The organism is Gemmatimonadota bacterium (assembly GCA_016712265.1).
In the GTDB taxonomy this organism is placed as follows: Bacteria; Gemmatimonadota; Gemmatimonadetes; order Gemmatimonadales; family Gemmatimonadaceae; genus RBC101.
Genome location: JADJRJ010000030.1, coordinates 713,527 through 730,962, shown reverse-complemented (window position 1 = coordinate 730,962; position 17,436 = coordinate 713,527). Strand labels below are relative to the sequence as shown.

Annotated in this window: 11 protein-coding genes; all 11 read left to right on the top strand. The window is 67.6% G+C overall.

All coding sequences use genetic code 11. From position 1 onward, the window contains the following. The first annotated feature begins 2 nt into the window (after positions 1-2). The 11 genes from aroA (at position 3) to IPK85_18590 (ending at position 17,405) form a co-directional block, all read left to right on the top strand. Positions 3-1,280, top strand: a complete 1,278-nt coding sequence (gene aroA, locus IPK85_18640; GenBank protein ID MBK8249392.1) for a 3-phosphoshikimate 1-carboxyvinyltransferase — start codon at positions 3-5, stop codon at positions 1,278-1,280. After that, a complete protein-coding gene (gene cmk / locus IPK85_18635) occupies positions 1,264-1,965 on the top strand; it encodes a (d)CMP kinase (protein MBK8249391.1) in 702 nt (233 codons plus the stop codon). Before aroA ends, cmk begins: the two co-directional genes overlap by 17 nt. 77 nt (positions 1,966-2,042) lie before the next feature. Further along, positions 2,043-3,128, top strand: a complete 1,086-nt coding sequence (locus IPK85_18630; protein MBK8249390.1) for a radical SAM protein — start codon at positions 2,043-2,045, stop codon at positions 3,126-3,128. Between the two features lie 47 nt (positions 3,129-3,175). Beyond that, complete coding sequence (locus IPK85_18625) at positions 3,176-4,294, top strand: glycosyltransferase family 4 protein (GenBank protein ID MBK8249389.1); 1,119 nt, start codon at positions 3,176-3,178, stop codon at positions 4,292-4,294. A 128-nt stretch (positions 4,295-4,422) separates the two neighbouring features. Beyond that, positions 4,423-6,204 (top strand): 30S ribosomal protein S1, encoded by a 1,782-nt coding sequence (rpsA, locus tag IPK85_18620; GenBank protein MBK8249388.1) that lies wholly within the window; start codon positions 4,423-4,425, stop codon positions 6,202-6,204. A 163-nt stretch (positions 6,205-6,367) separates the two neighbouring features. Next, a complete protein-coding gene (locus tag IPK85_18615) occupies positions 6,368-6,703 on the top strand; it encodes a hypothetical protein (GenBank protein MBK8249387.1) in 336 nt (111 codons plus the stop codon). After that, complete coding sequence (locus IPK85_18610) at positions 6,700-7,992, top strand: sigma-70 family RNA polymerase sigma factor (GenBank protein ID MBK8249386.1); 1,293 nt, start codon at positions 6,700-6,702, stop codon at positions 7,990-7,992. The genes IPK85_18615 and IPK85_18610 overlap by 4 nt, the downstream gene beginning before the upstream one ends. Positions 7,993-8,038: 46 nt before the next feature. Then, on the top strand, positions 8,039-8,209 hold the full coding sequence (locus IPK85_18605) for a hypothetical protein (GenBank protein MBK8249385.1): 171 nt from the start codon (positions 8,039-8,041) through the stop codon (positions 8,207-8,209). Positions 8,210-8,437: 228 nt separating this feature from the next. After that, a complete protein-coding gene (locus IPK85_18600) occupies positions 8,438-10,729 on the top strand; it encodes a hypothetical protein (GenBank protein MBK8249384.1) in 2,292 nt (763 codons plus the stop codon). A 407-nt stretch (positions 10,730-11,136) separates the two neighbouring features. Continuing rightward, positions 11,137-15,066: a fibronectin type III domain-containing protein gene (locus IPK85_18595; GenBank protein MBK8249383.1), complete on the top strand. Its 3,930-nt coding sequence runs from the start codon at positions 11,137-11,139 to the stop codon at positions 15,064-15,066. Further along, the gene (locus tag IPK85_18590; protein ID MBK8249382.1) at positions 15,063-17,405 is read left to right on the top strand and encodes a hypothetical protein; all 2,343 of its coding nucleotides are present in this window, start codon (positions 15,063-15,065) and stop codon (positions 17,403-17,405) included. Before IPK85_18595 ends, IPK85_18590 begins: the two co-directional genes overlap by 4 nt. The last annotated feature ends 31 nt before the right edge of the window (positions 17,406-17,436 follow it).

The following is a 17,436-nucleotide window of genomic DNA, read 5'->3' as shown; positions in this document are numbered from 1 at the left end:
GGATGCGACACCTTGTGGTGCAAGGCGCGCTGGACCTGCCGGGCGACAAGTCGATTTCGCACCGGGCGTTGATCCTCGCCTCGCTTGGGACGGGTCAATCCGAGATCCACGGGATCCTCGCCTCGGCCGATACGCGCGCGACCGCCGCGTGTCTCGGGCACCTCGGTCGGGCGATGCCCGCGCTGGGGGCAGCCATCGCGATCGAGGGGCGCGGGTTGCGGCTGAAACATCCCCCGGTTGACGTGAGCCTCGACTGCGAGAACTCGGGTACGACGGCCCGCCTCCTCGCCGGGCTCGCGGCCGCTCAGGACAGTGTTGCCCTGTTTGACGGGGACGCCTCGCTCCGGGCGCGGCCCATGCGACGGATTGCCGAACCGCTGGCCGAGATGGGGGCCGGCATTCATTGGCGCGGTACCGTGGGGCAGCTGCCGATGGAGGTGCGGGGCGGGGGACTCCGCTCCGTGAGGTACACCACCGAAGTGCCGAGCGCCCAGGTCAAGAGCGGGGTGCTCCTCGCCGGCCTGTGCGCGGGGGTGCCGGTTGCTGTGCGTGAGCCGCTCCCCACGCGCGACCATACCGAACGGATGCTGCAGTCGCTTGGGGTCGACCTGGTCCAGCGCGACGGCTGGCTCGAACTCTCACCGCCTGTGGCGATTCCCGCTGCGCGGTACGACGTGCCGGCCGATCCATCGTCCGCCGCCTTCTTCGCGGTGCTGGCCACGGCGGCTGCCCGCGGCTCGCTCACACTGCGCGGTGTGCTGCTCAATCCTCGACGCACGGGGTTCCTCCGCGTCCTCGAGCGCATGGGCGGGATCTTTGACGTGCATAACGAGCGCATTGCCGGGGGCGAGGTCGTAGGCGACCTGGTGGTCCATGCATCCCCCCTGCGCGGCACGGTGGTCGAGGCCCATGAAGTGCCCGATCTCGTCGACGAGATCCCGGTCCTCGCCGTGCTGGCCGCCTTCGCCGAGGGCGAGACGAGTGTGCGAGGTGCCGGCGAACTTCGCGTCAAGGAAAGCGACCGCCTCGGCGCGGTGGTCGAGAACCTGCGGCGGTGTGGGGTGGAGGCCGAGGAGTACCCCGACGGCTTCGCCGTCCGGGGCGGCGGGGTCATTCGCCCAGCGCCAATCGCGACGCGCGGGGACCACAGGATCGCCATGGCCTTCGCCATATTGTCGGTCGCGTCCGGTGTCTCGCTCGCGTTGGATGCGCCGTCATGCGTTGACGTGTCCTATCCCGGCTTCTTCACCGACCTTGCCCGCATTGCCCCCAGCCCCTGACCGACCCATCGTCGTTGCCATCGATGGGCCTGCCGCTTCGGGGAAGTCGTCGACCGCGCAATGGGTCGCCAAGGAACTCGGCTTCCGGCATGTCGACTCCGGGGCGCTGTACCGCGCCGCGGCGGCGGTCGCCCTGAGGAGCTGCGGACCTGTGGACGAATGGCAGGCCGAGGCAATCGTGCGGGCGGTGGAGGGGATCGAGCTGGTGCCTCAGGATACCTCGTTTGTCCCCCGAATCGGGGACGAGGACCTCGGCGACGAGATCCGGGGGAGTCCGGTGACTGCCGTCGTGCCCCGGGTGGCCCAAATGGAACCGGTGCGGCACTGGGTCAACACTCGGGTTCGCGAGGTGGGGCGGCTCTATGACGTGGTCGTCGATGGTCGCGACATGGGAACCGCAGTCTTTCCGTCCGCGCAAGTCAAGATCTTTCTGGTCGCCGATCCGTCGGAACGGGCGAGGCGTCGGCTGATCCAGAGGCTGTCGCGGCGGCCTTCGGACGACGAGATTGCGGTCGAGGTCGATCAGCTGGTCGCCCGAGATCGGGCGGATGCACTGCAAACGGTGGAAGCCCGGGACGCGGTACGAATCGATACCACGGCCCTGACCCAGGCCGACCAGGTTGAGCAGATCGTGGCATTGGTACGGGACCGGACGGGTTCCGGAACGCAGTTTGCCGGGGAATGAGTGTGGTCGTCTTGACTGACAGGTATGATCCCGCGCACCGGCAGTGGGTGCGATGGGCCACACGGATGGGGTGAGGCATGGACGTCAACTGGCTGTACAAGCGCGTATACGACGGGGTGAATTACCGGCTCCGGACCTTCGCCGGGGGACGGCTGGCTCATTTGTGCCGGCCACCGTCGATCATCTTCCTCCTGACCGAGCGCTGCAACGCGCATTGCCTCCACTGTGACATCTGGAAGAACCGGGGGAAGGAGGACAGCCCGACGTTCGAACAGTGGGCGCAGGTCCTCACCGACCTGCGGAACTGGCTGGGCCCCGTGCAGGTCTCCTTTTCGGGAGGCGAGGCGCTCCTCAAGCCCTATACCATTGACCTCGTTCGGCATGCCCGCTCCATCGGGCTCTACCTCGAGATCCTGACTCACGGGTATTGGACCGACCAGGGGAAGATCGAGGAGTTGGCCCTTGCTGGTCCATGGCGCGTCACGTTGTCATTCGACGGCATCGGCGAGACCCACTCGCGGGTCCGAGGTCGCGAGAAGTTTTGGGACAAGACCAGCACGTCGATCGAGACGTTCAAGCGTGTGCGCCAGGAGCACGGCCTGGGCTACACGATCCGGCTCAAGAACGTCATCATGTCGCACAACCTCCACGACACCGTGAAGGTGGCGCATTGGGCCAACCAGCCGGGGATGGAGGTCTTCTACCAGCCCATCGAGCAGAATTACAACACGCCGGAAGACGAGCGGTGGTGGGAGCACTCCGAGAACTGGCCGAAGGACACGAGCGTGGCGGTGGCGAACATCCGCGAGCTGATTCGCCTCAAGGGGCAGGGGCTGCCGATTGCGAACAGCATTGCGCAGTTGGAGGCGATGATCCTGTACTTCGAGAACCCCGAGTCGAGCCGCGTTTCGTCGATGAGCCATAGCGCGCACGAAGTGCGACAGAGCTGCAACGCCCTCAGCACCCTGCAGTTCCAGGCGAACGGCGACGTGACGGTCTGCACGGGATTGGGAGTGGTCGGCAGCGTCAAGGAGAAGGGGATCCGGGAGATCTGGGAGGGACGTCCCCGCGTGTGGGAGTCCGGCTGCTGCCTGCAGCGCCGTATGTCCCCCGTCGAGATCGAGACGAAGCGTCCGGTCGTCGTCGCGGCCACCCCGGAGTAGGCGCCAGGACCTTGGCAGGCACGAGAGCGCGGGGCGGGCGGACGGTGGTGACCGTCCTGGGACTCGAAGCCCGACGCATCGGAGGCGTTGAGGCCTTTGCGCGCGAGTTTTCGGCGCAGCTCGGTGAACGCGGAATTCGGAGTGTGCTGTGCTTCCTGGGTGAACCGTCGGCGACCGTCCGCGAATACCTGGCGCTCCCAAACGTCGAGCTGCGGGTCTTCGCGAATGCCATGCGTCCACTCGGTGCCGGAGCGGACCTGCGCAAGTTGCTGGCGGAATTTCGTCCCGAGGTGCTGCTGCTGGAGTTCACCCCGTTCCTGAGTTCGATCCCGTGGGAGGCGACCCTCGCGCGCGTTCCTCGGGTCTACTTCGTGGATCAGGGGTCGCAGCCCGAGGGGTGGGTGGGTACGCCCGCGCCGTGGTGGAAGCGGGTGGTGGCGCGGATCATCACCTGGCCGCTCGACCGCGTCCTGTCGATCTCAGATTTCAACCTTCGATCGATTCGCACCCGTGGCCTCGTTGCTCCGGGGAAGACCGTTCGGCTCTATAACGCGGCTGACACGAGCCGACCCCACAATCGCGAGCTTGGAACGGCCTTCCGGGCGCGACACGGGATTCCAGCGGACGCCATCGTGGTGGCGCAGGCCTCATGGCTAATCCCGGAGAAGGGCATCCCGGACCTGATCGAGGCCGTGCGTCTGGCCCGGGTCTCCGAACCGCGCATCCACCTCGTACTTGCGGGCGACGGCCCCCAGAGGGGCGCCTACGAAGCCCTCGTGGTATCCAGTGGGCTCCGGGAGCATGTAACGTGGACGGGGCTCGTGGAGGACCCGTTCGGGGAGGGGCTCTTCGACGCAGCGGACGTTGTCACCCAGCTCTCTCGGTGGGAGGAGGCGTTTGGTTACGTCATCGCCGAGGCCATGGCCACCGAGCGCCCGGTGATCGGGACGCGGGTCGGGGCGATTCCGGAGCTGGTGGTCCACGAGGAGACCGGGTTCGTGGTGGATCGGGGTGACAGCGCGGCGGCGGCCGCCGCCATGTTGATGCTCGCCCGGGACCCTGCTTTGCGGGCGTCGATGGGGCGGGCTGGGCGGGCTCGCGCGCGGGAGCTGTTCGACCTTCGGACCAACGTCCGCCAGGCTGTCGAGCTCCTCGGGCTGTCCTAGCCTCCGCGCCGTCCGTGCGTTGACCGGAGCAGGAGCCAGCGGCTAGCTTTGCAGGCTCCCCCGGCGCCGTGCCTGGGGAACTCCCCCAAACCTCGCCGCGGCGAGCGAACATCCGCGAGTCAGGAGACATGACCGACACTGCCACCCCAACCGGCATGACGGCCGCCGAAAAGCGCAAAGCCCAGATGGGCGAGCTTCGGCCGCTTGCCAACCGACGCCCCGAACTCTACGACGAGGACGAATACACGTCGGCCGAATACGACCGCATGCTCGAGATGTACAAGGGCACGCTGGCGTCGATCGACGAAGGTGAAATCGTCAAGTCGCGCGTCCTCGAGATTCGCGAGAACCTCGTCGTGCTCGATATCGGCTTCAAGTCCGAAGGCACGATCCCGCTGGAGGAGTTCAAGGACCTTCCCGACCTCAAGGTCGGTGATGAAATCGACGTCCTCCTCGAGCACCTCGAGGACCAGGAAGGGTCGGTCGTCCTCTCCAAGAAGAAAGCCGACTTCATGCGCGTCTGGGAGAAGATCCGGATCGCGTACGAGGAAGACACGCCGGTCACCGGCACCCTGGTCAAGAAGATCAAGGGTGGTGTGGTCGTCGACCTGATGGGCGTCGACGCCTTCCTCCCGGGTTCGCAGATCGCGCTCCGTCGCGTCCCGAACATCGACGAGCTCCTCGGCCAGAAGTACGACTTCAAGATCATCAAGCTCAACAAGCGTCGCCGCAACATCGTTGTGTCGCGTCGTGTGCTGCTCGAGGCCGAGCGGGCCGGCAAGCGCGAGAAGCTGATGAAGGAGCTGCAGAAGGACCAGGTGCGGAAGGGCGTCGTCAAGAACATCACCGACTTCGGGGCGTTTATCGACCTCGGGGGCGTGGACGGCCTGCTCCATATCACCGACATGTCGTGGGGCCGCATCCAACACCCCACCGAGATGGTGCAGATCGGCATGGAGATGGAGGTCAAGGTCCTGGACATCGACTGGGATCGCGAGCGCATCTCGCTCGGCCTCAAGCAGCTGCAGCCGTATCCGTGGAAGGACGTCATCGAGAAGTACCCGGTCGGCACGCGCGTCGCCGGGAAGGTGGTCTCGATCACCAACTACGGCGCCTTCATTGAGCTGGAGCCGGGGATCGAAGGGCTGGTCCACATCAGCGAGATGAGCTGGACGCGCAATGTGCGCCACCCGTCGAAGATCGTCTCGATCGGCGAGAGCATCGAGGCCGTGGTGCTCAAGGTCGACCCGAACGAGGAGAAGATCTCGCTCGGCATGAAGCAGACCGAGCAAGATCCGTGGATGGTGCTGCCGCTCAAGTACCCGGTCGGCGCCCGTCTCAACGGCAAGGTCCGCAACCTTACCTCGTTCGGCGCCTTCGTCGAGATCGACCCGGGGATCGACGGCTTGATCCACATCTCCGACATGAGCTGGACGCGTCGCGTGCAGCACCCGTCGGAAGTCGTGAAGAAGGGTGACGCGGTCGACGTCGTGATCCTCTCGATCGACGCCGACAACAAGCGGATCTCGCTCGGTCTCAAGCAGGCGACCGACGATCCGTGGCTCAGCATCGGCGAGACCTACCCGGTCGGCACCGAGCTGCGCGGCAAGGTGGCCCGCCTGATGGAGAAGGGCGTCGTGGTCGACATCGGCAACGACATCGAAGGGTTTGTCCCGCTGTCGCACCTCCCGTCGGACAAGGTGATCGAGTCACCGGCTGACGTGTGTTACGACGGCATGAACCTGGAGCTGCGCGTGGTGGAAGTGGATCCGATCCATCGCCGCATCGTCCTGACCGTCACGGACATTCCGGCGGAGCAGCCGCCGCGTCCGGAAGGGCCGATCAAGATCCACTCGGAAGACGACATTCCGGAGATCCCCGCGGACCTGATGATCCCGGACGAAGACTAGGACTCCGGGACGTCGAGCTGGAAACGAACGGCGCGTGGGCTTCGGCTCACGCGCCGTTCGGATTATGTCAGGTGTGGTGTCTTGGCAGGGAGTGTCCAAATTCCGCCGGTCCGCGCGTCATTCCGTGTCGCTCGATTGCGGGCGGCCCCTACAAGGAGAAGTCATGCCGAAGTACTTGTGCCTGCAGCGGAGCCTTCCTGGCGGGAAGGCCGAGCGTCCCTCGCCCGCGCAAATGCAGGAGATGTACGCCCAGTTCGGCGCTTGGCAGCAGAAGTTCAAGGCGAACCTGGTGGACATGGGTGGCAGGCTCGGCGAGGGGCGGCTCACCACCGCGGACCCTGCGCCGGACGGGCCGTTCGTCGAGATAAAGGAGCTGGTTGGCGGCTACATGATCGTGTCGGCCGACAGCCTGGATGCGGCGATTGAGGTAGCCCGTGGCTGCCCGGGTCTTGTCGGCCCCGGCTCGGGCGTCGATGTCATCGAGATACGCACGCCGTGAGCGACGCGCGACAGCTGGCCGAGCACTTCTTTCGTCACGAATACGGCCGGCTGGTCGCGATCCTCGCACGCCGGACCGGTGCGCAGCACATCGAAGCCGTCGAGGACGCGGTCCAGGGCGCCCTGATGTCCGGCCTCGAATCGTGGACGGTGGGCGGGGTGCCGGAGGATCCCACGGCGTGGCTCTTTCGTGTCGCGCGCAACCGACTGTGGGATGCACTGCGCAAGGAGACCCGCCACCGCCGGCTCATGGAGGAGAACGCCACCGAGTGGGCAGCGGACATTGAGCAGGAGCCCGAGACCCTGATCGTTGCGGACGTGCACGACGACCTGCTCCGGATGCTGTTCGTGTGTTGCGACGAGGCGATTCCAACCGAGTCGCAGCTTGTCCTGGCCCTGAAAGTTCTCTGTGGCTTTGAGGTGCGGGAGATCGCCCACCGACTGTTTACCAGCGAAGCCAATGTGTACAAGCGGCTGGCCCGAGCACGCGAGCGCTTGCGCGCGACGCCGCCGCGCACCGACGAGCTCACGGGCGAACAGTATGCATCCCGGCTCATCGGAGTGCGGAGGATCCTCTATCTCATGTTCACCGAGGGGTACCTGTCGACGCGCGCGGAAACGGCGATCCGCCGCGAACTCTGCGCCGAAGCGATGCGCCTAACGGGCATCCTGGCAGGTCACCCGATCGGCCGGTCACCAGAAAGCTCGGCGTTGATGGCGCTCATGCACCTGCACGCGGCTCGGCTGAGTGCTCGCCAGGACGACGCTGGCGGGCTGCTCTTGCTCGAAGAGCAGGAGCGCGGCTTGTGGGATCCGACCGAAGTCGCGCTCGGCCTCTCATGGTTGGCCAGGTCTGCGGAGGGCAATGACTTTACGAGGTACCACGCCGAGGCGGCGATCGCTGCGGAACATTGCCTCGCGCCGACGTTCGCTGCGACGCGCTGGGACAAGGTGGTGGAGTGTTACGAACTCCTGGAGCGGGTCGCACCGTCCGCGCTCCATAGGTTGAATCGTGCCGTGGCGGTCGCAGAACTCCACGGACCAGCAGCGGGGCTCGCCGTACTCGATGGTTGTGAGCCACCCACCTGGTTGGCAGGTTCATACATGTGGGCGGCGGTCCTCGCCGATTTGCACGGACGCTGCGGCGACGCCAACGCAGCGAGTCGTTATGGGAGGTTGGCTTGCGAGATGGCCCCCACGACGGCCGTGAGGCAACTTCTGCAGCGTCGGTTGCAGATCGTCCAGGCGGCACAGAGCGCGCAGGCGGTGCGGCGGCCGGATCTGCGTTGAGTTCCTGCACCCAGGCGGTTGGGCGCGTGGCGCCGTTGCGTGGCGCGTGGCATCTTGGGAAAACATTCAGACGCTCGCTGCTGACTACATCGCAGAGCTGGGGCGCCAGCTCGCCACGCTGAGTGCCTTCCTTACGGGGCTCGGGCTACTGACGGGCGCGGTGGCAGTGCTCGCGGGCTTGCTTATCGCGGCCGTGACGATGAGTCTCGGCAGCTAGCATCGAGACCGCGGGCGGATGCCAGGCTCGGCCAGTCCAGGATGTGGCGGCGTGTCGATATTGGAACTGGTGAAGAAGTCGGTCGAAATCGGCTAAGCATCGTTCGCCTCGCGACCTGTGCACATGCAGGGGCCGCACCAATGTCCAGAAACCCGACGCGTTGACGCTACCCGGGGACAGGCCTGCGGGCCTTGCCCGACTGTAACCATCACAACGCGGGGTAGAGTCATGCGTGGAAAGTACCTTTCCGTTCTTCTCGTCCTCTGGGCGTGCGCCGAGGCGCCGGTTGCGCTCCCTCCCACCATCAGGGCGACGGCCCCTGTGCAGGTGCACGTCCCGGCCAACTGCAACTTCTGGCTGGCGCCGGTCGATGGGGACTGGGACGACCCAACGAACTGGAGCCTCGGCGTCGTGCCCTACTACAACAGCTGGGCGTGCATAACGACCCCGGGGTCATACACCGTGACGGTGGATTCCTGGGGCGTCGCCGACTTGTACCTTGGCGACGGCACCTCCGATATCCGTCTCGAAGTTGTCGCCAACGCCCTTCCGACCCGCGGCCTGGATGTCGACCGGCTCTTCGTGTACGCCAACGCGCGGCTCGTGCAAACCAGCGGCGCCCCGATTGAAGGCGAAGAACTGCACCTGTACGGCGCATACGATGCCCGCGGCGACAACATCTGGGGCGACCTTGAGGTGTATGCCGGAGGGATCCTGAATGTACGCGAACCATCCCGGATCACCTCCAGTGACGTGGTGCGGTTCAACGGCTACACGTTTCTCTCCACTGCCGCCGACCTGTCACTCTCGGGTGGAGGATACGTCTACATCACCGGATCGATCAGCGGCGACGCCCGCATGTTCGTCGACGACGCAGCGGAGGTCCTCTTGGCGAACGCGCATTTCGGCACCCTCCTGTCGGCTCCGACGGATCCGATCCTGCGGGTCCGTGGGTCCGACGTGGACGTTTTCTTCAACGCCACCGGCGCCGTTGAGGTGGACCCCGCTGGAGAAACCGTGGAGCTCATCGGGGAGATGGACAGCGCCATGCGTGTGCTCGTCCGGAAGTCCCAGTGGGGGACAAGCACCCTGCGCCTCGGCGACGGGAACCGTCCCCTCGCGAACGAAGGAACGCTGGAACTTCAGGATGGCACGGGCACGTCGCTTTCAGTGGTCGGATCCGTCGTCTCGACGGGCACGATCACGTTGGGCCCGGGGCGCCTGGCGATCGCAGCAGATTCGCTGCGAAACGAGGGCACCATCACGGTCGCTGACTCGACGACGCTGTCTTCAGGTTTCCTTCGCAACCTCGGGACCGTTCAGGTGCTGGGTAGTCCGGCCGATCTCGTCGTGAGTAGCGCGGCCTCGTTCTACGCCGAGCCGACGGGTGCCACAACCGGCACGATCGTCCTGGCGAATGCTGGGCGGCTGCGCGGCCGCGGCAGCATGGAACGTGTGGTCTCACTCGGCGGCGTGGTGAGCCCTGGGACGACGACGACCCATGGGACCCTTACCGTCTCCGATCTCAGTCTCGACGCGGCGTCCCGCGTGGTGATTGACGTAGGAGGTACGGCGAACGGGACGTACGACGCGGTTCACACCACGTCGCGCCTGACGATGGCGGGAACGGTAGACCTCCAGGAGATTGCGCCGTTTACCGGCGGGGTGTGCGGCCAATCATTCGAGCCGCTCACTCGCGCACCGGGCAGCTCGCGGAGCGGCGCCTTTGCGCAATGGACGGGGCTCACTCCCGGGACGCATCGCGCGTGGCGAACTGCGACACTCCAGAACAGTATCGCCGTCTACGGCTACGACCCAACGAGGCGGGTAAGCCTTTCCGCCGGCGCGGTTGGTGCCGTCGAGGGGGGCGCGAGCGGGATGGCGAGTGTGTGCATCGGCTCCAACACGCCGACAGCCACGGTGACTGTGACCCCCGGATCCCGACTCGGCCAGACCACGCCATCACCCATTCCGCTCAGCTTCACGACCACGAACTGGTTTGCGCCGCAAGCGCTGACCGTGACGGCCATCGATGACCTCATCGGCGAGGCTCCCCGCGCCGACTCGATCCGCTTTCGGTTGACGAGCGCTGACCCGGCCTATCACAATCTGGTCCCGCTGAACGAACTGGCCGTCATCGTCGCCGATAACGATCCGGCTGCCGACCTTGCGGTGTCGTTGCTGAGCGCGCCGGACTCGGTCAACGCCAACCAGGTGTTCGAGGCGCGGTACCGTGTGATCAACAATGGCCCGGGCGTGTCGAACGGATCGACGTTCACCATCACGGCGATGGATGGGATGACCTTCCAGTCCAGCACTCCGCAGGTCACCTGTAGGGCAGGTGTCGGGATCCTGACCTGCACCGTGGCGGCGCTCGCTGCGGGGGCGCAGGTCGACTTCACGCTGGTGATGCGGGCCGGGGTGGCCGGGAGTTACATCAATACGGTTCGTATCGTGGGAGTCGACTGGGACGTCGTGGCCGGCAACGACTCATTCCTGTGGAACCTGACGGTGAACTAGCGAGGGGGAGAGGTCGGGTCGGATGGCGGGGGCCGGTCGTGCAGGCCGCGGGAGGGATGAAGGGAACGACGCGTGGGCTTCGGCTCGCGCGTCGTGCGTGTCTCACGGTGTCCCGTGTCGCAGCGACCGGCGGGGCCTGGTGGGGTCACGTTCGTGATGTGCGGCGCTCGCACATGGCGACATGCGTTGTGATCGACGGGCGGCGCGTGAACGGGTCGCCCCTGCGGGGGATCAGGCGACTCACGAAAGTGCAGGCAACGGTCCCCGATCTCAACTCGGCTGGCCCCTCCCATGAGGGAATCCGCAGCCCAAGGGCGCTTTGAGGGATGAGGGGTGACGGCCATCGGGTCGATGGCACCCGCCGCTCCCTCATCGGATGTCCCTCGATCAGGAGACCGGGAGGAACCATGCAGCAGCCTCTGTCCGCAGGGCCTCGCCGCGCCATGTCGGTCGGCGCACGACGGCTTCTCGTCCTGTTGTCGCTCGTGGCCGCCTGCCGCGACGACACCAAGCCCCCCATCACGGCACCCCCGGTGGCAGCAGCGGTCGCGAGCGTCTCCATCAACGCGTCGCGGCAGGTGCTCGCCCCCGGCGACAGCGTGCGGTACACCGCCCGCGCCTTCGACGCTGACGGTCGCGTGCTGCCCACGGCCACCATCGCCTGGACTTCCAGCGACCCCCAGGTGGCCACCATTTCGGCGACCGGCATGGTGGCCGCACTGACCGCCGGATCGGCCACGATCACGGCCACCGCCGAGGGGCAGGGTGCCTCGGTCGAACTCTCCGTAGGCCAGTCGCAGCTCTGCGAATGCCTGCGCATCATCGACTCCGCTGCGGTCACGCTCGCGGACCGCAACGACAGCACGGGGATCTACCGGCTGCGCGTGTTGCGCGGCGCGCCGCCGGCAATCGACTCGGGGAGCATCATCGTCGGTGCCGAAGCGGGGGGCTACCTGCGCCGCGTGCACCGGGTCACGCAGGCCGGCCCGCTCCTCACCCTCGAAACCACGCAGGCCTACCTCGAGGAAGCGGTGCAGGAGGGCGAGTTCGCCACCACCAGTCCCAGCGATGGCGAGGTGGTGTTCGAGGAGCCGGTGGAAGAATCCCAGGGAGGGCAGGGCGCGACGCGTTGGGGCGCCTGGCGCACCACCTACGTGGCCCCGGAGCTGGAGGCGTCAGCGGCCAGCGGCCGCGGCACGCGGCTTAACGGCCTGGGCTTTCGCCTGCAGGTCTCTCCCACTCCCCAAACACCCATTCGCGTCGACTTCACGGTCAAGGAAGGGACCTTCGCCTTTGCGCCGCCGCTGGACATCGGGGCGAAGTTCCGGTTCTTCCAGCTGCAAAGCATGCGGGCCATCTTCCGCAGCCAGGCCGACCTGGTCATCGACAAGTACGAGCTCAAGGTGACCGGCGCCCTCACCACTAGCGCCCTGAAGCTGGCCACAGAGTCCAAGCGCTTCCTCGTGAAGCAGCGTCCGTTCGCGACCTTCATCGGCCCCATGCCGCTGGTCGGCATCCTCACGGCGACCTTCAAGCTGCAGGTCACCCCCATCGTCGGGGCCAGCGCGGTGTTCACCGGAGACTTCAAGACAGGCTATGGCGTGGCGGCGGGCATTCGCTGGTCCCGCGACAACGGCTGGACCCCCGTGTCGAGCTCGACGCGCCCCTATTTCAGCGCCTCGGCACCGCAATTCCAGTCGGTGGAGGGGACCGCCTCTGTCCGCATTGCGGTCGTGCCCGAACTCAGCCTTCAGCTCTACGGGGTCGCCGGCCCGTTTGTGAACCTCGAACCCTACGCCGAGGCCGCCGCCACCGCCGCGCTGGGATTTGCTGAGGGGGAGGTGGGCGGGCTGGATTGGGAAACGCGAGTCTCGTTAGGGCTCAACCTGAACATTGGCGCCAAGCTGTCCGCCTTTGGCCGCAAGGACCTGGCCGAGGCCAAGTTCATCATTCCGCTGGTGCAGCCGTACAAGCTGGTGCGCGACTACAGCGATGGCCCGCTCACCGTGCGGACGCGCATCTCGGGAGACGACGCCCCCTCCTCGGTACGTGTGCGGCTGCGCCCCGCCTTTGTCGACACCAATCCACCGTTCGGCCGCGACCTGGGCAACTCGGTCGGTGAGCGCGTGATCGCCGCCGGTCACAGCACGCAGTTTGACGATGTGCGATCGGGGCGCAAGTATCCGCACACCGTCGCCCCCACCGCGCTCGCGGGCAATTGCAGCGCGGACCGGCCGCGTGACACTGTCGTGGTGGCCTCGAAGGCCTACATCCTCGTGGGCGGGACAGCGGCAGAAGACACCATCGCGATCAACTGCGTTGCCCTTGGTGCGCTCGCCGTCCGGGTGCGCGCCACCGGTGACGACATCGTCACGCGTCCGCGCCTGACCCTTGCCCGCCTCGACACGGCGGGAACCGGCAAGGCGACCACACCACTCTCGCTGACCATGCCGGGGGGACTGGGAGCGCGCGACACCGTGGTCACGGGACTCGTCCCCGCGAATCCCGGTTCTGGCGCGACCGGGATGCACCGCGTCACGCTCGATCCCGGGCGCCGCAACTGTGCGGTGGCCGCGCCGTCCATGCCGCGGGCCACGGTGACGTCGGGTGACACGGCCCTGGCCGAGTTCCGCCTGTCGTGCGTGCGGCGCGGGCATGTCGTCGTGATGACGGCGACCACCGACCCGGACCCGGCACCGGGCCTAACGACGATCGACGTTGGCACCCAGGTCGTCCCACGCGATACGCTCGATGGGACGGGCGAGCCGGCCGTGCGCGTGGCCGCGACCGGAAGCGTCGTCATCGACAGTCTCATTCCCGTGTACAGTGCCAGCGGCGCCAGCGGTCGTCACACCGTGCAGCTGACCGATGTGCCGTCGCGCTGCCGGGAGGCGGGTGGCGTGCAGCGCGCCGTCACGGTCTTTCCCGGTGATACGGCGCGCGCCGTGTACGCACTCACGTGCGTGGAGCGCTTCCACCTGCTGACGCGTTCCACCGGCCCCGGCACCGACGTGGACGGTTACTTGGCGCTGATCCATGCTCCTGACGGCTCGATCGACTCCGTCGCCGTTGGCGTGGCCGGCGCAACCGCCATCCCCGGCCTTGCCGTGGGGACGCATCGTGTGGAACTGGCGGGGGTCGACGGAAGCTGCCTGGCCCCTGCGCCCGTGCTGGCGCAGGTGGGAGCTCGGGACTCCACCTCGGTGACGTTCACCGTCAGCTGCCCTGGTCCGGCCGCACCCTCCGGACTCCGCGCCACCGCCATCGGCGTCTCGTCGGTCGACCTGACGTGGAACGCACCGGCCAGCGGGGCCACGGTGGCCCACTACCGCATCACGCGCTCCACAACCGGCTCGCCTGTCACCACCACGATCCTCGACTCGTTGTCCACGCTGTCGCTCGCGGACAGCGGCCTGGGTGCCTTCACGCGCTTTGTCTATCGCGTGGCCTCCGTGGATCGCAACGGATTGGTGGGGCCGAGCAGTGGCCCACTGTCGGTGCGCACGCGCGACGGCACGCCGCCGTCACCGCCGACCAGCCTCAGCGCTGTGCTGGCCAGCGCCAGCAGTGCCTCCCTCCAGTGGAGCGCCGCGCGTGATCCGGAGAGTGGGGTCGTCCGCTACCGCGTCTTCCGGGATGGCACCCTCATCGACAGCACCAGCAGCACCGCCTACGTGGACCGCGGGCTGGCGCCATTCCGCACCTTCACCTACCGCGTGGAAGCGGTCAACGGCGATGGCCAGCAGTCAGCACGGAGCGTGCCCGCCTCAGTGGCGACGCTTGACGCCACGCCACCCAGCGCCCCGTCCAATCTCACGGCCACGGTTTCCGGGCTGCAGGTCGCGCTGGCCTGGACGCCTGCGGCCGACCCCGAGTCGGGCGTGGGGCGCTACATCATCTACCGCGACGGCGTGCGTATCGGCACGTCGGCGATCACCAGCGCGCGCGATAGCGGGCTCACGGCCGGCGACACCTATACGTATGAAGTAGCGGCCGAGAACGGGGAGGGCCTCCAGGGGGCGCGCAGCACGCCGGCTGTAGTCACCATCCCCACCACCCAGCCAGTGGGGGACCTGCAGGTGCAGGTGCGCGTGCGCGGGGCCAACGTGCCGACCGGGGGCCTCTTCGTGGAGATCTCAGCGGGCGCGGTCACGCAGCGGCAGGCGGTCACGCCGAACGGCCACGTGACCTTCAGCGCCATCGTCGCGCAGCCCTGGTCGGTGTTGCTGCAGGGCATCCCGGGCCATTGCGCACTCCGGGACGGCACCAATCCGCGCACGTTGTCCGTGAGCGCGGGGACCGTGAGGCGCACCACCTTCGATCTCGTCTGCCAATGACACCCTCACCTTCTGCTCCCTGGCGAGGCGCGGCGCTGTTGGCTGCGACCGCCGCACTGTTCGTGGCCGCGTGCAGTGACCGCAGCACGGGGCCCGCCGGCGCGGGAGCCATCGACGCAGCACAGTCTGAAGTGTTGATCGCCGCGCGCACGGTGGCGGCCGGCGACTCCGTCCTTCTCACGTTGCGGGCGAGGGACGCGCGCGGCCGCTCCCGCACCACGGGAGGAGGCCTCGTCGCCTTCAGTGCCACCGGCGGCGGCAGCACGGGGATCATCGGCCAGGTATTCGATCGTGGTGATGGCCGCTACCAGGCGACGTTCCATGGGCGCCGATCCGGCTCGCCGGCCACCATCGGCGCGTCCATCGATGGCGTGCCGGTCACGAGTCCGCTCCCCACGCTTCAGGTGCAACCCGGCCCGTACTCACCCACCGACAGCTACCTCTCCGTGTCGCCGCGCACCGTGGTCGCCGGCGACAGCGCGCGCGTGGTGCTCCATACCGTCGACGCCTTCGGCAATCCCCTGGATTCAGGTGGGCTACGCGTGAGGGTGCGCGTCACGGGTGGCAGCGGCACCGGCGAAGTGGGCACGGTAACGGACAACGGCGATGGCACGTACACCGCGACGTTCACCGGCGGCACCGCAGGTACGCCCATCACCGTCACGGCAACCGTGAACGACACCGAGCTCACGTCGCCTCCTCCCACCGTGACCGTCGCACGCGGCGTGGCGGTGGATCGGTCCATCGTGCACCTCTCCGCCGACACCACCGCGATCGACGCCGGCGTGCGACTCACCCTCGTGGTGCACGACTCCGCCGGTGTGCGCCGCACGTCAGGAGGCGAGACCGTCGAGTTCTTCCTGCCGGACGATGCGCCGGGAACCATCGGCCCCGTCTCGGACCACGACGATGGTAGCTACGACGCCACGCTCACGGTCACACAGCCCGCCACGCTGCAGGTCGGGGTGCGCCTCAACGGTGTGGAGAAGGGCGGCCCCGCACCGTCGCTCACGGTCCTCCCGCCACCGCTGGCGCCGCAGCGGTCGCGCGTGCAGGTGAGCGCGACCGCCTTCATTGCGGGGCAACAGGGCACCTTCACCGTTGAGCTGCGTGACGTGACGGACGCCCTCGTCCGCAGCGCGCACACCGTCGAGTTCACGCTCGACAACACGGGCACGAGCGGGGGCACCGTGTCGAAGGCCACCACCAGCGGAGATGGACGCTACACCGCCACCTTCGTGGCGACGCGGGCCGGCACCCCGGTCACCGTCGGGGCCACGATCGATGGCACGACCCTCGTCCAGATGCTCGACTCCCTTGGCGAGTCACACCTGCCGTCCCTCGTGGTCCGTGCCGGCGCCGCCTCGGCGGATTCCTCGGAGCTTGCCGCCTTGCAGTCGGTCCTGACGCCGGGCGATTCCACCCTGGTGCAGCTGAATGCTCGCGACCCGTACGGCAATCGCGTCGAGACCGGTGGTCGCACCGTGACGTTTCGGCGGTCAGCGGCGGTTGGAGCGAGCGTGGGCCGCTTGGGCCCGGTACGCGATGGCGGCGACGGGTCGTACTCCGCCTGGTACGTGGCCCAATCGGCCGGTGCACCGGACGCCATCAGCGCCACCATTGACGGTCGCGCGGTGCGCACCCCCTCGCCCACCGTGACGGTGATCGCGACCTGTCCCAACAGCGAGGTGTCGTACGCCACGTCGGAACTGGTGATCAACGATCGCTCGCCGTCGCCGCAGCCGCGCACATCGCTCGTGTTGCCATCGGGCATCGCCACCACGCTCACCCTCCAGGTGCGTGACGCCAAGGGGTGCACCATCACACGCCCACTCACGGTCACCTTCGGCGCCGCGAGCACTGACAGCGGCACCGTGTCCACCGGCATCATGGGTCCCGTCGTCGACCTCCGGGATGGCCGGTACGTTGCGACCGTTACCGGCGAGGTTGCGGGCGCCGCGACGACCCTGGTCGCCTCGATCGGCGGCACGAGGCTCAGCTCGGTGCCGGTCACGCTCACCGTTGTCCCCGGCGACTTCTCGGTTCGACGCTCCGACGTGTCCGTCGAGCGCAGCACATTGGCGGTGGGCGACAGCGTCATCGTTCAGGTGCGCGCTCGCGACGAGGCCGGCAATGCGATTGCGGCCGGCGGGCGCCAGGTGACGTTCGCCGTCGGATCCGGCGACGGTGCGGGTGCCTTCCGCCCTGTCACGGACCACGGGGACGGCACTTACCGCGCTTGGTTCGTCGCGACGCGGAGTGGGACCGGCGTTACGATCACGGCGCGCGCGGACGGTACCGCACTCACACGCACGATACAGGTGGCGATCTCCCCATGACCGCACTCTGCGTCTGTCAGGCCGCGCCTCG